Source organism: Sphingomonas sp. CFBP 13714 (genome assembly GCF_014842205.1).
In the GTDB taxonomy this organism is placed as follows: Bacteria; Pseudomonadota; Alphaproteobacteria; order Sphingomonadales; family Sphingomonadaceae; genus Sphingomonas; species Sphingomonas aerolata.
The window spans coordinates 171,360-189,619 of record NZ_JACYVG010000002.1 but is presented as its reverse complement, the minus strand read 5'-3'; the positions used below and the strand labels follow the sequence as shown (position 1 = coordinate 189,619).

The 18,260-nt window shown below is 66.4% G+C and carries 19 protein-coding genes; 10 read left to right on the top strand and 9 right to left on the bottom strand.

What is annotated here, in order from left to right:
- The first annotated feature begins 101 nt into the window (after positions 1-101).
- Positions 102-650: a hypothetical protein gene (locus IFT54_RS05205; RefSeq protein ID WP_192069847.1), complete on the top strand. Its 549-nt coding sequence runs from the start codon at positions 102-104 to the stop codon at positions 648-650.
- 561 nt (positions 651-1,211) lie between these two features.
- Here the strand turns inward: IFT54_RS05205 and IFT54_RS05200 are convergent.
- From IFT54_RS05200 to IFT54_RS05190, 3 genes are all read right to left on the bottom strand, one after another.
- On the bottom strand, positions 1,212-1,754 hold the full coding sequence (locus IFT54_RS05200; protein ID WP_192069846.1) for a DUF2501 domain-containing protein: 543 nt from the start codon (positions 1,752-1,754) through the stop codon (positions 1,212-1,214).
- Positions 1,755-1,825: 71 nt separating this feature from the next.
- Positions 1,826-3,343 (bottom strand): fumarate hydratase, encoded by a 1,518-nt coding sequence (locus IFT54_RS05195; protein WP_192069845.1) that lies wholly within the window; start codon positions 3,341-3,343, stop codon positions 1,826-1,828.
- Between the two features lie 205 nt (positions 3,344-3,548).
- Positions 3,549-4,298 carry a hypothetical protein gene (locus tag IFT54_RS05190; RefSeq protein WP_192069844.1) on the bottom strand — a complete coding sequence of 250 codons (750 nt, stop codon included), beginning with the start codon at positions 4,296-4,298 and terminating at the stop codon, positions 3,549-3,551.
- A gap of 205 nt (positions 4,299-4,503) precedes the next feature.
- Here IFT54_RS05190 and IFT54_RS05185 point away from each other — a divergent pair, with 205 nt between their 5' ends.
- Positions 4,504-5,205 carry an NAD-dependent deacylase gene (locus IFT54_RS05185; protein WP_192069843.1) on the top strand — a complete coding sequence of 234 codons (702 nt, stop codon included), beginning with the start codon at positions 4,504-4,506 and terminating at the stop codon, positions 5,203-5,205.
- Here IFT54_RS05185 and lgt read toward each other — a convergent pair whose 3' ends face one another.
- From lgt to lepB, 4 genes are all read right to left on the bottom strand, one after another.
- On the bottom strand, positions 5,206-6,048 hold the full coding sequence (gene lgt, locus IFT54_RS05180) for a prolipoprotein diacylglyceryl transferase (protein ID WP_192069842.1): 843 nt from the start codon (positions 6,046-6,048) through the stop codon (positions 5,206-5,208). It abuts the gene before it with no gap.
- A 267-nt stretch (positions 6,049-6,315) separates the two neighbouring features.
- Complete coding sequence (gene era / locus IFT54_RS05175; RefSeq protein WP_342354765.1) at positions 6,316-7,233, bottom strand: GTPase Era; 918 nt, start codon at positions 7,231-7,233, stop codon at positions 6,316-6,318.
- 249 nt (positions 7,234-7,482) lie between these two features.
- Complete coding sequence (gene rnc, locus IFT54_RS05170) at positions 7,483-8,145, bottom strand: ribonuclease III (protein ID WP_031440039.1); 663 nt, start codon at positions 8,143-8,145, stop codon at positions 7,483-7,485.
- A complete protein-coding gene (gene lepB / locus IFT54_RS05165; RefSeq protein WP_031395171.1) occupies positions 8,142-8,951 on the bottom strand; it encodes a signal peptidase I in 810 nt (269 codons plus the stop codon). Before lepB ends, rnc begins: the two co-directional genes overlap by 4 nt.
- Before the next feature lie 167 nt (positions 8,952-9,118).
- On the opposite strand from lepB, the gene pgi reads away from it, so the two are divergent.
- The 3 genes from pgi (at position 9,119) to gorA (ending at position 12,620) form a co-directional block, all read left to right on the top strand.
- The gene (pgi, locus tag IFT54_RS05160) at positions 9,119-10,609 is read left to right on the top strand and encodes a glucose-6-phosphate isomerase (protein ID WP_192069840.1); all 1,491 of its coding nucleotides are present in this window, start codon (positions 9,119-9,121) and stop codon (positions 10,607-10,609) included.
- A gap of 178 nt (positions 10,610-10,787) precedes the next feature.
- A complete protein-coding gene (locus IFT54_RS05155; RefSeq protein WP_192069839.1) occupies positions 10,788-11,165 on the top strand; it encodes a DUF4174 domain-containing protein in 378 nt (125 codons plus the stop codon).
- 99 nt (positions 11,166-11,264) lie between these two features.
- Entirely contained in the window at positions 11,265-12,620 is a 1,356-nt protein-coding gene (gene gorA / locus IFT54_RS05150; protein ID WP_056679987.1) for a glutathione-disulfide reductase, read from the top strand.
- Positions 12,621-12,623: 3 nt separating this feature from the next.
- Here gorA and IFT54_RS05145 read toward each other — a convergent pair whose 3' ends face one another.
- A complete protein-coding gene (locus IFT54_RS05145; protein WP_192069838.1) occupies positions 12,624-13,406 on the bottom strand; it encodes a crotonase/enoyl-CoA hydratase family protein in 783 nt (260 codons plus the stop codon).
- A gap of 98 nt (positions 13,407-13,504) precedes the next feature.
- Between IFT54_RS05145 and IFT54_RS05140 the strand changes: the two genes are divergently transcribed.
- Together IFT54_RS05140 and IFT54_RS05135 are read left to right on the top strand one after the other, a co-directional pair.
- The gene (locus tag IFT54_RS05140; protein ID WP_192069837.1) at positions 13,505-13,927 is read left to right on the top strand and encodes a PaaI family thioesterase; all 423 of its coding nucleotides are present in this window, start codon (positions 13,505-13,507) and stop codon (positions 13,925-13,927) included.
- Positions 13,921-14,322, top strand: coding sequence for a PaaI family thioesterase (locus IFT54_RS05135; protein WP_056405287.1), 402 nt, complete (start codon positions 13,921-13,923; stop codon positions 14,320-14,322). The genes IFT54_RS05140 and IFT54_RS05135 overlap by 7 nt, the downstream gene beginning before the upstream one ends.
- Positions 14,323-14,359: 37 nt before the next feature.
- On the opposite strand, the gene IFT54_RS05130 is transcribed toward IFT54_RS05135, so the two are convergent.
- Positions 14,360-15,484: a PQQ-dependent sugar dehydrogenase gene (locus IFT54_RS05130; protein ID WP_192069836.1), complete on the bottom strand. Its 1,125-nt coding sequence runs from the start codon at positions 15,482-15,484 to the stop codon at positions 14,360-14,362.
- A 179-nt stretch (positions 15,485-15,663) separates the two neighbouring features.
- On the opposite strand from IFT54_RS05130, the gene rimP reads away from it, so the two are divergent.
- From rimP to IFT54_RS05115, 3 genes are read left to right on the top strand one after another with little or no spacing between them, the layout of a single operon-like run.
- On the top strand, positions 15,664-16,257 hold the full coding sequence (gene rimP, locus IFT54_RS05125; protein ID WP_037529486.1) for a ribosome maturation protein RimP: 594 nt from the start codon (positions 15,664-15,666) through the stop codon (positions 16,255-16,257).
- Positions 16,257-17,996 (top strand): transcription termination factor NusA, encoded by a 1,740-nt coding sequence (nusA, locus tag IFT54_RS05120; protein ID WP_192069835.1) that lies wholly within the window; start codon positions 16,257-16,259, stop codon positions 17,994-17,996. The genes rimP and nusA overlap by 1 nt, the downstream gene beginning before the upstream one ends.
- Positions 17,996-18,235 (top strand): tautomerase family protein, encoded by a 240-nt coding sequence (locus tag IFT54_RS05115; protein ID WP_031392998.1) that lies wholly within the window; start codon positions 17,996-17,998, stop codon positions 18,233-18,235. Before nusA ends, IFT54_RS05115 begins: the two co-directional genes overlap by 1 nt.
- Positions 18,236-18,260: the final 25 nt, after the last annotated feature.

The window sequence follows — 18,260 nt, the reverse complement described above, 5'->3', positions numbered from 1 at the left end:
TACAGTGTTCCGTCGCTGAACCGGTAGCAGCGTGCGCCGGTTCCCACGCGACCGCGGTTGTCGCGCCTTGAGCGGGCGCCGGGCGTGCCGCATAGCGGGTCATGCGCGCCCACACCCCTATCGCCGCCGGCTGGCCCATCGCCGCCGGCCTCGCCACGCTGACGCTGATCGCCGGTTGCGTCGCGCCACCGCGCGCCGAACCGCCGCCGCCGCCACCACGCGTCGAGGCGCCCGCCCCAGCCCCACGCCCCGCCCCGCTCGCGGCCGACTGGCGCGACTGGCCCTATACGCCGGGAAGCTGGACCTATCGCCGCGACCCGCACGGATCGGTGGCGAGCTTCGGAACGCAGACGGCGCTGCCAGTGCTCACCCTGCAGTGCGATACCGGCACGCGGCAAATCCATCTGTCGCGCACTGCGGCGGCGGCCACGCCGATGACGATCCGCACGTCGAGCGTCACGCGCGCGCTGTCGGTCCAGCCCGGCAATACGCCCGGCACCGTGACGGCGACGCTGCCGGCCAGCGATCCGCTGCTCGAGGCGATGGGGTTCAGCCGCGGTCGGTTCGTGATCGACCAGCAGGGCCAGCCTGCCCTCGTCATCCCCTCATGGGCGGAAATCGAACGCGTGACCGAGGATTGTCGCGGGTAAGGGCGGGCATCTTCCCAGCGTGCCGCACAGCCTTTGAGGATTGCGCGAAATCTTCTGCAAAACAAGACTTGTATCAACAGGGCACCCGGCACACATTGCGGTTGCGGTCAGGCTTGGCCGCGTTTTTTCAACAAGCGAAAGGAGGTGATCCGATGTCTCATGGTTCAGCAGTGAGTTCGGTTCGGTTCGTTCGGGGGACGCGCTACTGATATCCGACGGCATGTGCGGGAGGTATCGCCCTCCAATCAACGCACATGGCACAGGATGAGGTGGTACGCATGGTCCTCCGGGCTGGAGCTCTCCGGCCGCTGACCATGTCAGGAGGTTGTCGGGTCGTCGTGAGACGCCCCGGCAACCTCTTTTCATTTCTGGGTGCTTTTGGTTTGGGAATGCGGGCGTGACCCCGCATCTTTGAGAGAACGGTCCTCCCCCAACCCACACCGTCATTCTGACGAAAGTCAGGATCCAGAGCCACGCAGGTTGCCCCTAATTACCCTGGATCCTGACTTTCGTCAGGATGACGGGACGGGCGACGGCTAGCCGCCCTAGCGCACGCGCCGCTTACAAAAACGCCTTGGCCCGGTTGAGCACGAGGCTGCACATCTTCGTCTTCACCTGTCCGCCGAGATTGTCGAGCGACAGCCCCTGACCGTTCGGCGCCTGAAGCTCCCCCGCCTGTCCAGCTGCAAAGCCAGGCGACGTCCGCACGCCCTGCCGCCCGGTCAACCGCTGCAGGATCGACTGCGCGCCCGCTGCCTGGCCCGTCGCAGGAGCCTGCGTCCGGGACTGGGGCGCCGTTTGCCGCCCGGCTAACGCGCCAAGTGCCCCGCCCTGACCGAGCAGGTTGTTCTTGAGGCAGTAGCCTAGCAGACCTGCCGCATTGCCCGCACCGATCGAACCGATGCCCGACGTGCCACCGCCAAGCAGGCCACCCAATCCGCCACCCAGTCCGCCGCCGAGCCCGCCAAGACTGTCACCCAGGCTACCGAGGCCCCCGCTGGACGTACGGGGCACGGGCGCGGGTGCCCCGCTCTGGGCAACGGCGCTCGTCGTCATCAATGTTGCGACCGCGATCGCGACGACGGGGTTGGCGGGCTTGAACATACGAAACTCCTCTGGTTCGCAAGCTCAACGGAAGGGCCGCCCTCCCCGTTCCACGTCATCAGGACGAGCGGTCACGCCGGCGCGAGCAACCGCTCCCGCGCGATCTTCTCGCGCCAGACGAGTGGCGCCAGCTGGTGGACGTTCTCGCCCGCCGAATCGACCGCGACGGTCACCGGAAAATCGGCGACCTCGAATTCGTAGATCGCTTCCATACCCAGATCCTCGAAGCCGACGACCTTCGATCCCTTGATTGCGCGTGCAACAAGATAGGCCGCACCGCCGACCGCCATCAGATAGGCCGACTTGCGCTCGGCGATCGCCTTGGTCGCGTCGGCGCCGCGCTCGGCCTTGCCGACCATCGCGAGCAGGCCCTGGTCGAGCATCATGCGCGTGAACTTGTCCATCCGCGTCGCTGTGGTGGGGCCAGCGGGGCCGACCACCTCGTCACCGACCGGATCGACCGGCCCGACATAATAGATCACGCGGCCACGGAAATCGACGGGCAGCTCCTCGCCCTTGGCCAGCATGTCGGCGATCCGCTTGTGCGCGGCGTCGCGGCCGGTCAGCATCTTGCCGTTCAGCAAAAGGCGGTCGCCATGCTTCCACGTCTGCACGACCTCGGGCGTGAGCGTGTCGAGATCGACGCGGATCGCGGCCTTGTCGGGCGTCCAGTTGACGTCGGGCCATTCCTCGAGCTTCGGTGCCTCCAGATACACCGGCCCCGACCCGTCGAGCACGAAATGCGCGTGGCGCGTGGCGGCGCAGTTGGGGATCATCGCGACCGGCTTCGACGCGGCATGCGTCGGCCAGTCGAAGATCTTGACGTCGAGGATGGTAGAGAGTCCGCCCAACCCCTGCGCGCCGATGCCGAGCGCATTGACCTTGTCGTAGATCTCGATCCGCAGCGCCTCGATGTCGTTCCTGGGGCCCCGCTCCTTCAGCTGCGCCATGTCGATCGCGCCCATCAGCGACTGCTTGGCGAGGATCATCGACTTTTCCGCGGTGCCGCCGATGCCGATGCCGAGCATCCCCGGCGGGCACCAGCCGGCGCCCATCTGCGGGATCATCTCGAGCACCCAGTCGACGATCGAGTCGCTCGGGTTCATCATCTTGAACTTGGACTTGTTCTCGCTGCCGCCGCCCTTGGCCGCGACGTCGATCGACACCGTGTTGCCGGGCACCATCTCGACATGCATCACGCTCGGCGTGTTGTCCTTGGTGTTGCGGCGCGTGAAGGCGGGATCGGCGAGGATCGAGGCGCGCAGCTTGTTCTCGGGGTTGAGATACGCCTTGCGCACGCCTTCATCGACGACCTCCTGCAAGGAGCGGGTCGAATCGAGACGGCAGTCCTGGCCCCATTTGACGAAGATCGTGACGATGCCGGTATCCTGGCAGATCGGGCGGTGGCCTTCTGCGCACATCCGGCTGTTGGTCAGGATCTGCGCGATCGCATCCTTCGCGGCGGGGCTCTGCTCGGCCTCGTACGCGACGCCCAGCGCGCGGATGTAATCCATCGGGTGATAGTAGCTGATGAACTGGAGCGCGTCGGCGACGCTTTCGATCAGGTCGGCTTCGGTGATGACGGTCATGCAGCGCCTTTACGGATACGGGTTTGCAGGCGTCTTAGCGGCGATCGGGTGATTTATGAAGATAGGGTCGGCCGGGCGATCGCCGCGCGACCCGCCACGACGTTCGCGCTTGCACGAGGTCCGACGTGTGAGGTTCTCCAAACAAAAGGGGCTGGAGTGGACACATCACCACTCCAGCCCCTTACTTTGATTACGTGCGGCAGTCTTACATCGGCGGCGTCAGACCATCCTTGCCGACCGCGACGGACCTCGCCCCCGACGCGCCGGCCGAGGTGATCGCGAACAGCTTCTGGCCCTTTGCGAGGATCGAACGCTCGGCCGGCTCGAACCGGACGATCGGCGTGCCGACGGGCACGACGACCTGTGCCTTGCCGCCCTTGTACGAGATGCTGAGCTTGGTTTCGCCGGGCTTGCCCGCGCCGCCGGTGACCGTGCCGTTGGTCATCCCGCTCTGCTGGTCGACCGTGCCGTTGGTCATCGCGCTCTGCCCGTCGACGGTGCCGTTGGTCATTGCACTCTGCCCATCGGCCGCGCCGCCGCCAGCGGCCGCGACCACGCCGGGAACGTCCCAAGGATAATGGCCCTCGCCGGTCCCGCGCATCGCCTCGGGGAAGATGACGAGCTCGACCGCGCGCAGCGCGTCGTCGGGACCGGTCGTCGCGGTGCCGATGAAGTCCCCGTCCTTCAGCGTCGACAGATCGGACTTCACCACCCAGGCGACCTTGGTTTTGGCGTCGAGCGGCACGCTGACCGACTTGCCGTCATAGGTCTGGACGGTCACTGTATCGGCGCCGACCGCGGTGATCACGCCGCGGACGCGGGTGACGTCGGGCGCTGCGCTCGCCGCCGCGCTGGTATTGACGGTGGCAGTGTTGGCGCCAGTCGATGTCGTGTCGCCACAGCCGCCAAGGACCGCGATCACGCCACTCAACAGCATCAGTTTTTTGGTCACCATCGCATTGGATCCTTCGAATATCATGGCGCGCGGTGCCATGACGGCATCGGCGAACGGTGTGCGGCCGGCCACAAAGACATGGTCGGTTCGGTTCAACGCCGTAAACGAGCAACCGGGCGCATCCCGCCGACCCGATGCTCGGAGACGCGAGATATCGGCGTGACTCCGGCTATCCTGGCGACAGCGCCATACGTAGAGGGTGACGATGCAGGATCTACGAAACATCGTCATTCTGACGGGCGCAGGAATTTCTGCCGAAAGCGGCATCGCGACGTTCCGCGGCCCGGGCGGCTTGTGGGAAGGACACCGGGTCGAGGATGTCTGCACGCCCGAGGCGCTCGCCGCGGATCCGGAGTTGGTGCACCGATTCTACGATCTGCGCCGCGCGGCGCTCGCGGGCGTCGAGCCGAATGCGGCGCATCATGCGCTGGCTCGGCTGGATGCGGCGTGGCCGGGCGAGTTGCTGATCGTGACGCAGAACGTCGACGACCTGCACGAGCGCGCGGGCGCGACGCGGATGCTGCATATGCACGGCGAACTGCGGTCGGCGCTGTGTGCCGTCTGCGGCGCGCGCGAGCCTTGGGCCGGCAGCTTGCCAGAGGGGGCGATATGCGGCGCCTGCGGATCGGCGGCGCTGCGGCCCGACATCGTGTTCTTCGGCGAGATGCCGTACCAGATGGAGCGGATCGAGGCGGCGCTGGCGCAGGCCGATCTCTTCGTGTCGATCGGGACGTCGGGGGCGGTGTATCCGGCGGCCGGCTTCGTGCAGACCGCGGCCTATCACGGCGCCGCTACCTTGGAGCTGAACCTCGCCCCCTCGATGGGGAGCGTGTTCTTCGAGGAGACGCGGATCGGCGCGGCCGGAATGCTGGTGCCAGCGTGGGTCGATGAGGTCCTGGGGCGATAGTCAAGGGGTAAGGACGGCCGCGACGCGCGCGCGCTTGAGCGACCGGACGTAGAACCAGATGCCGGCGCCGATCATCGGCACGCTCAGCGTCTGCCCCATCGTCAGCCCCCACCACAGATGGTCGAGCCCGGCATCGGGCTGGCGGACGAATTCGAGCAGGAACCGCGCGGTGCCGTACAGGATCAACCCCGCCCCGAGCAGGTGTCCGGGGCGAAGCCGCGCGTCGGTGCGCCAGAACAGATAAACCAGCACGATCATGCTAAGTCCGCCCTCGATCGCGGCTTCGTAGAGCTGGCTCGGGTGCCGGGGGATGCCGTCATGCGTGCCCGGAAAGATCACCGCCCAGGGCAGCGAGCTTGGCCGACCCCACAACTCCCCGTTCACGAAATTGGCGATCCGCACCAGCACCAGGCCGAACGGCGTCGCACACGCGACGTAATCGCACACCCGGAGCAGCGACAGCCGGTGGCGCCGCGTGAACAGGACCAGGCTGATGATCACCCCCAGGAACCCGCCATGCAGCGACATGCCGCCCTGCCATAGCTTCAGCACGTCCAGCGGCGCGCGCCAGATCTCGGGCCGGTAGAAGACGCAATAGCCGAGCCGACCACCGATGATGATGCCCAGCGTCAGGTAGAAGACGAGATCGTCGACATGCCCCGCCGCCATCGGCGCACCGGACCGGCGGAGCATCCTCCGCAGATACCACCAGCCCAGCGCGATCATCGCGATATAGCTGAGCGCGTACCATCGGAGCTGGAACAGGCCGAAATCCAGAGCCACCGGCGACAGATGCAACTGGTCGTAGCGGATCGCGGACGTCGCATCGATCAGGGTCGGCATCGCGTGGTCCTCGTCCGGGTCAGCCGGTGAGGTCTACGGTAGCATCAATAGATTTCAGGAGGTCGCGGGTTTGGTACAATGGGCATGAGCGTGACGGAGTGCCGAGCCGAACTCTGTCATCCGCCCGAACGCTACCACCCCGGCGAAGGCCGGGGTCCAGTTGGGAAGGCCTGAATAACGGAGCGCTGTCCGTCGTGACGCCCGTCCCCCAACTGGGCCCCGGCCTCCGCCGGGGTGGAGTGTGGTGGTGGTGGTCGTGGTCGCGGGTCAGTCGACCCAGTCGAGGCCTATATCGCGGTACACTTCGCGGTCTTCGTCCCAGCCCGGCTTCACCTTGACGTGCAAATACAGATGTACCGGCTTGCCGGTGATCGAGGCGAGTTCGATCCGTGAGCGGGCGCCGATTTCCTTGATCCGCACGCCGCCCTTGCCGAGCACGATCGCGCGCTGCGTCGGGCGTTCGACGAGGATCTGCTGGTGGATCTCCAACGACCCGTCCTGGCGCTCGATATACTGCTCGGTCTCGATCGTGCTCGCATAGGGGAGCTCGGCGTGGAGCTGGAGATAGAGCTGCTCGCGCGTCACTTCGGAGGCGAGCGCGCGCTCGGTCGAGTCGGAGACCTGGTCTTCGGGATAATGCCACGGACCTTCGGGCATTGCCTTGGCGAGCTGCGTCTTGAAGTGCGCAAGGCCGTCGCCGGTGCCCGCGCTGATGAAGAACGTTTCGGCGAAGGGAAGCAGCGCGTTCAGCTTTTCCGCGTGGATCAGGAGCTTGGTCTTGTCGGCGAGATCGACCTTGTTGAGGATCAGCCAGATCGGTTCGGTGCGGCCGACCAGCGACTCGACGATCGTCGTGACCTTGCCGCCGATCCCGCCCTTGGCGTCGACGACCAGCGCGATGATGTCCGACCCTTCCGCGCCACCCCAGGCGGCGGCGACCATCGCGCGGTCGAACCGGCGCTTGGGCTCGAAAATGCCGGGCGTGTCGACGAGCAGGATCTGCGTGTCGCCTTCGATCGCGACGCCCATCAGCTTGGCGCGGGTGGTCTGCGCCTTGGGGCTGACGATCGCGACCTTCTGGCCGACGAGCGCGTTGACGAGCGTCGACTTGCCTGCGTTCGGGGCGCCGACGATGGCGACGAGGCCGCAATGCTTGGTATTGGGCGTGGTATTCGTTTCAGTCACATATGCTCTTTTCGAACTGGTGTTGTGCGCACCTGTACAGGGAAAACGGCTGTCCGTCATCGCGTCGCGGATACTTCGAGAAAGGGAGTTTGTTCGCGCGGAGCCGCGGAGGACGCGGAGGTGGTGCGATCGGGGCAAGGTCGTGCCCAACGAGACACCGAGATATTCGGCGGCGCGTGATCGCAGCGGCCGCGAGCCTCATTCGCAGCATCTCCGCGTCCTCTGCGCCTCCGCGCGAACAAAACTTTTTTAGCCCAGCTTCTCCAGCAACGCCTTGGCCGCCGCGGTTTCGGCTTCCTGCTTGCTCGAGCCGGTCGCCGTCGCCTCGGCGAGTTTGCCGATCGAGACCAGCATGGTGAATTTGGGCGCGTGGCCGGGGCCGGTACGCTCGACGATCGTATATTCGGGCGGCTTGCGGTTATGCGCGGCTGCCCATTCCTGAAGCGCGGACTTGGGGTGCTGCGGCGCCTTGGCACCGGCCTGGACGCGGTCCCCCCAGGCGCCGCGGACGAACGCACGTGCGGCGTCGAGCCCGGCCTCCTGGTACCAGGCGCCGATCAGTGCCTCCATCACGTCGCCCAGCACATTGTCGCTGTCGCTGGCGCCGTCGTCGCGCGCCTGCTTGCCGAGCTTTAGATGCGCGCGCACTCCGAGCTCACGCGCCACCTCGGCGCAGACCGGGCCCGTGACGAGCGCGTTCAGCCGTTTCGACAGCGACCCTTCGGGATCAGTCGCGAACAGTTCGTACAACCATTCCGCAACGATTAGCCCCAGGACGCGGTCGCCGAGAAATTCCAGCCGCTCGTAATTCGCCTTCGCCTGGCTGCCATGCGTCAGTGCGCGCTCATAGGGTGCCAGATCGCGCGGCCGGCGACCGAACACGCCCGCCAGCCAGTCGCCGAGGTCGCTCAAAAGCCTTCCCCGATCCGCTCCCAGCGCGCGGCGCTGACCCAGGTCCAGGGTTTCAGCCATTCGGCATTGCCGTCGGTCGAGAAGAAGCTGACGACCGCCTTGCCCTCGACATTCTCGAGCGGGACATAGCCCATCCCACTTGGTGCGGGGAACCGGCTGTCCCCGCTGTCGTCGCGGTTATCGCCCATCACGAAGATATGGCCGGCAGGCACCGTATAGACACCCGTGTCGTCGCGATCGGGCAGCTGCGCCTGGTCGAGCACGGAATAGCTGCGGCCGCCGGGCAGCGTCTCGCGGTAGCGCGGATAGCGACAGATCTGGACGCCGTCGGCGACATCGACGAACGGCGCGCCGCATTTCTCCGCATCGAAATTGGCGGTCAGCGGGATCGTGAAGTCGGCGATCCGCGCCTTGGGGATCGCGGTGCCGTTCAGGTACAGCGTCCCCTGCCGCATCTGGACGGTCTCGCCGGGCAGGCCGATCACGCGCTTGATGACGTCGTGATCGAGCACTTCGGGCGCGCGGAAGACGACGACATCGCCGCGCGTCGGCGTGCTGCCGAAGATGCGGCCGGGGATCAGCGGCACGCCACCCGGCAGCGACCAGCGCGAATAGCCGTAGCTCCACTTCGACACGAACAGATAATCACCGATCAGCAGCCGGGGCAGCATCGATTCGGACGGAATGCTGAACGGCGCGAAGATGAAGCTGCGCAGAATCAGCACAACCACCGCCAGCTTCAGCAGGAAGCGGAACGTCTCTGCGGTTTCGGATCGGGCCGGTTTGGTCTTCGCGTCTTTTGCCATGGCCGCGGGTTTGCTCAACCGGCGCGCGCCGTCAAGCATATGCAGCATCCGCCATGTCCGGAGACGATCCGGACACCCCCGGAGACCCAATCGCCGCCCGGGACGTTATGGTGTTCTTGCTCGCGTCGCCGTATCGGTGCGCACGAATTCCAAATCGGAGACTTTGCATGACCGCCGACTGGTCCAAACTCGAAGCCCTGCCCGCCGCCAAACTCACCGACCTGTTCGCCGCCGACTCTGAGCGGTTGTCCAAGCTGAGCCTCGACGTCGCAGGCATCCACTTCGACTGGTCGAAGACGCACCTGACCGCGGACATGATCAGCGCGTTCGAGGAGATGGCCAAGGCGCAGGACCTGTCGGGCAAGCGCCAGGCGATGTTCGCGGGCGAGATCGTCAACGTCACCGAAGGCCGCGCGGTCGAGCACACCGCCGAGCGCGGCGAAGGCAAGCCCGAGAGCGTCGCGATCGCACAGGCGAGCCATTCGCGGATGCGCACGCTGATCGACGCGATCGAGGCGGATGCGCTCGGCCCCGTGCGGCATATCCTGCATGTCGGCATCGGCGGGTCCGCGCTGGGGCCGCAATTGCTGGTCGACTCGCTCGGGCGCGACGACAAGCGTTATGATGTCGGGATCGTCGCCAATGTCGACGGCGTCGCGCTGGAGGACGTGTTCGAACGCTTCGATCCGGCCGCGACGTTGCTGGTGGTCGCGTCGAAGACCTTCACCACGACCGAAACGCTGATGAACGCCGAAGCGGTGCTTCAGTGGATGAATGAGCATAATGTCGAGGATCCGTACGGCCGCGTGATCGCGCTGACCGCGGCGCCCGAAAAGGCGATGGAATGGGGCGTCGACGAGACGCGGATCCTGCCGTTCGCCGAGAGCGTCGGCGGGCGCTACTCGCTGTGGTCGACGATCGGTTTTCCGGCCGCGATCGCGCTCGGCTGGGACCGGTTCGAGGAACTGCTCGAGGGGGCGGCCGAGATGGATCGCCATTTCCGCCTCGCCGCGCTGCACGAGAATGCGCCAGCGCTCGCCGCGTTCGCCGACCTCTATTACACGCAGATCCGCCATGCCGAGACGCGTGCGACCTTTGCCTATGACGAGCGGTTGCGGCTGCTGCCAAGCTATCTTCAGCAGCTGGAGATGGAGTCGAACGGCAAGTCGGTGACCGCGGATGGCCAGCCGCTCGGGCGGCCTTCGGCGGCGATCACCTGGGGTGGGGTCGGCACCGAGGCGCAGCATGCGGTGTTCCAGCTGCTCCACCAGGGCACGCATCTGGTGCCGGTCGAGTTCGTCGCGTCGATCGAGCCGGGCGACACGCTGCCCGAGGAGCATCACAAGGCGCTGTTGCTCAACGCCTTTGCGCAGGGTGCGGCGTTGATGGCGGGCAAGCAGGTCGAGGATCCCGCGCGCAGCTATTCGGGCGACCGGCCATCGTCGACGTTGCTGCTCGACGATCTCGACGCGCGCACGCTGGGCGCGCTGATCGCGTTCTACGAGCACCGCGTGTTCGTGAACGGCGTGCTGCTGGGGATCAACTCGTTCGACCAGTTCGGGGTCGAGCTGGGCAAGGAAATGGCAAAGGCCGCGGAGAAGGGCGGGCAGACGTTCGATCCTTCGACGGACGATTTGATCAAGCGCGCCTTCGGGTGATTTTTGGGGTGGGCGTGCGCTGATTGCGCCCCACCCCATTCCGCCACCCCGGCGAAGGCCGGGGTCCAGTTGGGCGAACCCCAGTTTATCACAGTGAGGCCTTCCCAACTGGGCCCCGGCCTTCGCCGGGGTGGTATTTGGGGGGGGACCATGCGCGCGCCTCAAGCGTTACCGCGCTATGCTCATCCTCCTCGCCGTAGCGCTCGCCGCCTCCCCTACCCTCGCGCAGATGCGATGGGATCGCCGCGTGTTGATCGTTGCGGCCCCCTCCCCGCAGGACCCGGAACTCGCCGAGCAGCGCCGCATCCTCGACAACTGGACTGCGAAACGCGACGAGCGCGACCTCGCTGTCGTCGAAATCGTCGGCGATCAGGTTCGCGGCGCCGGCGACACCGCCCCCGCGCTGCGCCGCAAGTTCCGCCTTCCCGGGACCTTCACCGCGATCCTCATCGGCAAAGATGGCGGTGAGAAACTGCGCAGCGCACACCCCTTCCCCGCCGCCGTCCTGGAGCGGACGATCGACGCGATGCCGATGCGCAGGGCGGGTCGGCGATAGAGCTAGCCGATCACCCTGATCGCCGCATCGGTCTTGTCCGTGCATCCCCCCTGCCCCAGATGGCATCCAAAGCCGCAGCGCGACGTACAAGGATAGCCCGTGACCGATACCCAATTCGACTATGACCTCTTCGTCATCGGCGCCGGCTCGGGCGGCACGCGTGCATCGCGCGTTGCCGCCGCGCACGGGGCACGCGTCGCGGTCGCCGAGGAATATCGCGTCGGCGGCACCTGCGTCATCCGCGGCTGCGTGCCGAAGAAGCTGCTGATCTACGGCGCCCATTTCGCCGAGGATCTGAAGGACGCCAAGCGCTTCGGCTGGCAGGTGCCCGACGATTGCGCGTTCAGCTGGCCGACGCTGCGCGACAACGTCATGGAGGAGGTCGACCGGATCAACGGCGCCTACACTCAGACGCTCGAGAACAACCATGTCGACATCATCCACCAGCGCGCGGTCGTCTCGGGCCCCAACGAAGTCACACTTGCCGACGGCAGCAAGAAGACCGCGGCGAAGATCCTGATCGCGGTCGGCGCGCACCCGCTGGTGCCGGACTGCCCCGGTGCCGAGCACGGCATCACCTCGAACGAGGTGTTCCATCTCGACGACGTGCCGAAGCGCGTGCTGATCGCGGGTGCGGGCTATATCGCCAATGAATTCGCCGGCATCTTCCATCAGTTCGGATCGCACGTCACGCTGATCAACCGCACCGACGTGATCCTGCGCGGCTATGACGAATCGATCCGCGACCGGCTGCTCCAGATCTCGATGAGCAAGGGCATCGACTTCCGCTTCAACGCGGCGTTCCAGGGGATCGACAAGGGCGAGGACGGTTGCCTGACCGTGCATACCAGCGGGCACGAGCCGATCGTCGTCGATCTCGTCCTGTTCGCGACGGGCCGCCTGCCGAACACCAAGGGCCTCGGGCTCGAGACGGCCGGGGTCGAACTTGACGCGGCGGGCGCGGTGGTGGTCGACGAGGACAACCGGTCGAGCTGCGACAGCATCTTCGCGGTCGGCGACGTCACCAACCGCATCCAGCTGACCCCGGTCGCGATCCGCGAGGGGCAGGCGTTCGCCGACACCTTCTTCGGCAACAAGCCGACCCGCGTCGATTACGCCAACGTCCCCGCCGCGGTGTTCAGCCACCCGCCGATGGCCGGCGTCGGCATGACCGAATCGCAGGCCAAGCAGGCACTGGGGTCGGTGAAGGTCTACACCTCGGACTTCCGGCCGATGAAGAACGTGCTGGCAGGGCGCAACGAGCGCTCGCTCTACAAGATGATCTGCGACGGCGAGACCGACCGCGTTGTCGGCATCCACATGATCGGCCCCGACTGCCCCGAGATCCTCCAGTCCGCCGCGGTGGCGGTGAAGGCGGGGCTCAGCAAGGCCGATTTCGACGCGACTGTCGCGCTGCACCCGACGATGGCGGAAGAGCTCGTCCTGATGAAGTAGCGCCTAGTCGACGAACACCGCCGCGCGCTTTTCGAGATTGGCGCGGACCTGTTCGATCTGATTGGGCTTGCGCATCACCTGCCCCTGCGCGTCGCTTTCGGCGCGCAGGATCGCCGCCGAGTCCGCATCCGCGGCGAGTGTGTAGAGCGCCTTTGAACCCCGGATCGCCTGCGGGTTCTTCGCGGCGATCGCACGGGCCATCGTCATCGCGGCGGCATGGGGATCCTCGTCCAGCCGCGTGACGAAGCCGTGATGCAGCGCCTCCGCCCCGTCGAACTCGCGCGCGGTGTAAGTCAATTCGCGCAGCACGTCGTCGCGCGCCAGAGTCCGCCAAAGCGCGATCCCCGCCATGTCGGGTACCAGCCCCCAATGCGTCTCGCGGATCGCGAACCGCGCCTGCGGGTGGGCGATGCGGATATCCGCGCCCGACATGATCTGGAACCCGCCGCCGAACGCGACGCCGTGGACCGCGGCGATCACCGGCATCGGCAGGGTGCGCCAGCCCCAGGCGACCTGCTGTACCAGATTGGCATCGCCATACGCCCGGTCATCGAGCGACAGCCCCGACCCGCCGCCCGCCATCGACGCCATGTCGAGCCCCGCGCAGAACGCCCGCCCCTCACCCGACAACACGACGACGCGCACCTCGGCCATCCCCGCCAGCCGGTCGATCGCAGCGGCGATCCCCTCGAACATCGCCGGGTCGATCGCGTTCATCTTGTCCGCGCGGTTGAGGCGGACATCGGCGATCCCGTCCGCGACGGCGATGGTGACCCGGTCGTTCATGGCGATCCTCTCTCATGATCTCGTTGCGCTCGATGCTAGCCCCGCCCCGCATGTGCGGCAATGTTGCGTGGCGGTCGCTGGCGTGTAGAGGTCGGGGTATGGATGGCTTCGACGCAGAGCGGTTTACACGACATGGGTTCGGCGGGCACGGCGCCGCGCTCGGGATGCGCTATCATGCGCATGGCGCGGACTGGGCGGAGCTCGCGCTGCCCTATGACGAAAAGCTGATCGGCGATCCGGCCAGCGGCGTGATCGCGTCGGGGCCGATCATCACGATGATGGACATGGCCGCCAGCATCGCGATCTGGATCCGCCGCGCGGCGTTCGTGCCGCACGCGACACTCGACCTGCGCGTCGATTACCTGCGCCCGGCGACACCCGGCAAGACGGTGATCGGACGCGGCGAATGCTATCGCCTCACGCGGTCGATCGCGTTCGTCCGCGGCCAGGCGCATGACGGCGATCCCGCCGATCCGCTTGCGCATGTCGCGGGCACGTTCATGGTGCTCGGGTCATGGTGAGCACGCTGCCACCTTATGCCGCAACGCTGGGCGTCGAGATCGAACGCGACGCGGAGGGTCGGCCGGTGCTGCTGATGCCGTTCGGCGACGACGTGATCGGCCGCCCCGGGTTCCTCCACGGCGGCGCGATATCGGGGTTGCTCGAGGTCGCGGCGATCGCGGCGCTCTACCATGCGATCGAGACCGAGGGGCCTGACGACGCCAGCGTACGGATCAAGCCGGTGACCGTCACCGTCGATTTCATGCGCGGCGGCCGCGACAAGCCGACGCGCGCGGCAGGCGTGGTCACCCGGCTCGGCACGCGCGTGGCCAATGTCGAGGCGACCGCGTGGCAGGACGACCGCGACAAGCCGATCGCGGCCGCGCGGATGAATTACCTGATCGTCCGCGACTGACCCCGCCTCCCGCCCGCGGGCAGGAGGCAGCGCAGTCTTACCGCGCCGTCAGCTTGATCAGACGCCCCTGCGATTCGCCGCCGTCCTCCAGCACCCAGATCGCGCCGTCGGGGCCCTGTTCCACTTCGCGAATACGCGCGCCCATGTCCCACTGGTCGCCCTTGGCGGCATTGGTGCCGTTCAGGTCGACGCGGACGAGTGATTTCGACGACAGCCCGCCGATGAACGCATCCCCCTTCCACTGCGGGAACATGCTGCCGGAATAGATCATCAACCCGCCGGGCGAGATCACTGGGTTCCACGACACCTTGGGCGCCGCATAGCCGTCGCCGGGCGTGTGGTCGGGAATGTCGCGCCCGTCATAATGGCTGCCGTTCGACGCGTTGGGCCAGCCGTAATTCTGGCCGGGCGTGATCAGATTGACCTCGTCGCCGCCCTTCGGCCCCATCTCCTGCTCCCAGAGATTGCCCTGCGCGTCGAATGCGATGCCGAGCAGGTTGCGGTGGCCATAGCTCCAGATCTCGGGTGCGAAGCCCTTGGCCGCGAGCGGATTGCCAGGCGCGGGCTTGCCGTCGAGCGTCAGGCGAAGGACCTTGCCAAGCGTGACCTTGGGATCCTGCGCCGGGGTGAATTTCTGGCGGTCGCCATTGGTGAAGAACAGATATTTGCCGTCGGGCGAAAACGCGATGCGACCCGAATAATGGCCGTTACCCTCGACGAACGGCCGGGCGCTGAAGATCACCTGGATCTCGCCGAGCCGCTCGCCCCCACCACCGTCAGGCCGCAACCGACCTCGCGCGAGGACCACCCCCTTGCCGCCCGCACCCGCCGACGAATAGCTGAAATACACGCGTTTGCTCGTCGCGAAGTCGGGCGCGAGGACGACGTCCATCAACCCGCCCTGCCCTGCCGAATCGACGGTGATCGTCGCGACCGTCTGACGCTGCTTCCCATCGGCAGAGACGAGCAGCATTTCACCGGCCTTCTCCGTCACCAGCATCCGCCCGTCGGGCAGTACCGTCATCGCCCAGGGCGACTCGAAATCGGCGACGACCGTTTCGCTGAACGGCTTTTCCCCCGCCGCGGGCTGTGCGGAACAGGCGGCCGCGGCGAGCAAAGTGGCGGATATCAGGCCGGTGGCGGCCAATGTGCGACGGATCATGATCTTCTCCCGGAAATCCCTGCGCCAACGCGGCGTGACGAACGAAGGTTGCTCCCGCTTGCGAAGCGTTGTCATCGCGGGTATGGAGATCCTACTTTCTCTACATCGCCAGATGAAGAGGCTGCGGGGTTCGCTCCGCGGCGCTGATCACCTGTGCTTTGGCCCTGTTTGGAATTGCGATGGCGAATATCGCCCTGTTGACCGAATTGATCGAACCCGAAGCCAAGGCGCTCGGCCTCAGCCTCGTGCGCGTGCGCATGCAGGGCGGCAAGTCCGATCCGACGCTGCAGGTGATGGCCGAGCGTCCCGACACCCGCCAGCTGGTGATCGAGGATTGCGCCGAACTGTCGCGCCGCATCTCGGACAAGTTCGATGCGCTCGAGGCCGAGGGCAAGGACCCGGTCGGCGAGGACGCGTACCGTCTCGAAGTGTCGAGCCCCGGTATCGACCGCCCGCTGACCCGGCTCCAGGACTTTGCCGATTGGGAAGGCCAGGAAGCGCGTATCCGCCTCGTCGAGCCGTTCGAGGATCGCAAGCAGATCTCGGGCAACCTGATGGGCGTCGAGGGGACCAAGATCACCGTCGACGTGAACAAGCACAAGATCATGACGATCGACTTCGCCCAGGTGGCCGATGCAAAGCTCGTCATGACCGACCGACTCATCGCCGCGACCGCGCCGCTTTCGACCGAAGGCGCGGACGAGGTTTTCTATCAAGATACGTCCGATGAGCCTGATGCTCGCGGCGTCGAGACCGAAGAAGGACAGCATTGATGGCCACGGCAGTCACCGCAAACCGCGCGGAACTGATCGCGATCGCGAATTCGGTCGCGTCGGAGAAGATGATCGACAAGGCGATCGTGATCGAGGCGATGGAGGACGCGATCCAGCGGGCGGCTCGCTCGCGCTACGGCGCCGAGAACGACATCCGCGCCAAGCTCGACCCGAACACCGGCGATCTGCGCTTGTGGCGCGTCGTCGAAGTGGTCGAGGCCGTCGACGACTATTTCAAGCAGGTCGACGTCAAGGGCGCGCAGAAGCTCCAGAAGGACGCGGCGCTCGGCGACTTCATCGTCGATCCGCTGCCCCCGATCGAATTCGGCCGCATCGCCGCACAGGCTGCCAAGCAGGTCATCTTCCAGAAGGTCCGCGACGCCGAGCGCGAGCGCCAGTTCGAAGAATATAAGGACCGCGCAGGCGAGATCATCACCGGCGTCGTCAAGCGCGTCGAGTTCGGCCATGTCGTCGTCGACCTGGGCCGCGCGGAAGGCGTCATCCGCCGCGACGCGCAGATCCCGCGCGAAGTCGTGCGCGTCAACGACCGCATCCGCTCGCTGATCCTGAACGTCCGCCGCGAGAACCGCGGTCCGCAGATCTTCCTCAGCCGCGCACACCCCGACTTCATGAAGAAGCTGTTCGCGCAGGAAGTCCCCGAAATCTACGACGGCATCATCGAGATCAAGGCCGCAGCCCGCGATCCCGGTTCGCGCGCCAAGATCGGCGTGATCAGCCATGATTCGTCGATCGATCCGGTCGGCGCGTGCGTCGGCATGAAGGGGTCGCGAGTTCAGGCCGTCGTGCAGGAAATGCAGGGCGAGAAGATCGACATCATCCCCTGGTCGCCCGACATCGCGACCTTCGTCGTCAACGCACTGCAGCCGGCCTCGGTCAGCCGCGTCGTGATCGACGAAGAGGAAGAGCGCATCGAGGTGGTGGTTCCCGACGACCAGCTTTCGCTGGCGATCGGCCGTCGTGGCCAGAACGTGCGGCTCGCGTCGCAGCTGACTGGCAAGGCGATCGACATCCTCACCGAGGCCGATGCCTCCGAGAAGCGCCAGAAGGACTTTGTCGAGCGTTCGGCAATGTTCGAGAAGGAGCTCGACGTCGACGAGACGCTCGCACAGCTGCTGGTCGCCGAAGGGTTCACCAGCCTCGAGGAAGTCGCCTATGTCGAGGTCGAGGAGATCGCCGGCATCGAGGGCTTCGACGAGGATCTGGCTGGCGAGTTGCAGAACCGCGCGACCGAGGCGCTCGAGCGTCGCGACGCGGCCAGCCGCGAAGAGCGTACCGCGCTCGGCGTGGAGGACGCGCTGATCGACATGCCGTATCTGAACGAGGCGATGCTCGTCACGCTCGGCAAGGCGGGCATCAAGACGCTCGACGATCTCGCGGATCTTGCGACCGACGAGCTCGTCGAGAAGAAGCGCGCCGAACCGCGCCGCCGCAACGACGACGCGCCCAAGCGTCCCGAGCCCAAGGGCGGCATCCTCGCCGAATATGGTCTCAGCGACGAACAGGGCAACGAGATCATCATGGCCGCGCGCGCGCACTGGTTCGAGGACGAGGCCCCTGAGGCTGACGCCGTCGAGGCGGACGAGGCGCCGGTGGAAGAGGCTTCGGCCGAGGACACTGCAGCTGAGGACACTGCGGCTGAGGACACTGCGGCGGATGACGTCGTGGCGGATGACGCTGCGGACACGACCGACGCGAAGAGCGAGGACGACAAGGCCTGATGCCGTTTGTCAGCATCCGCATTTCGGGGTCCGCGACCAAGGACCAGAAGGCCGGCATCGTCGCCGACGTCACCCAGTCGCTCGTCGAGCGGCTGGGAAAGAACCCGGCTGCGGTGCAGATCGTGATCGAAGAGGTGTCGACCGAGAATTACGGCGCGGGCGGCCAGCTGCTGGTCGATCGCGACGCCCCGAAGACGACTCCGGCGCAGGAGGACGCACATGCGGAACCCTCCCGATGAGACGCTAGGCGCTACCGACGACCTT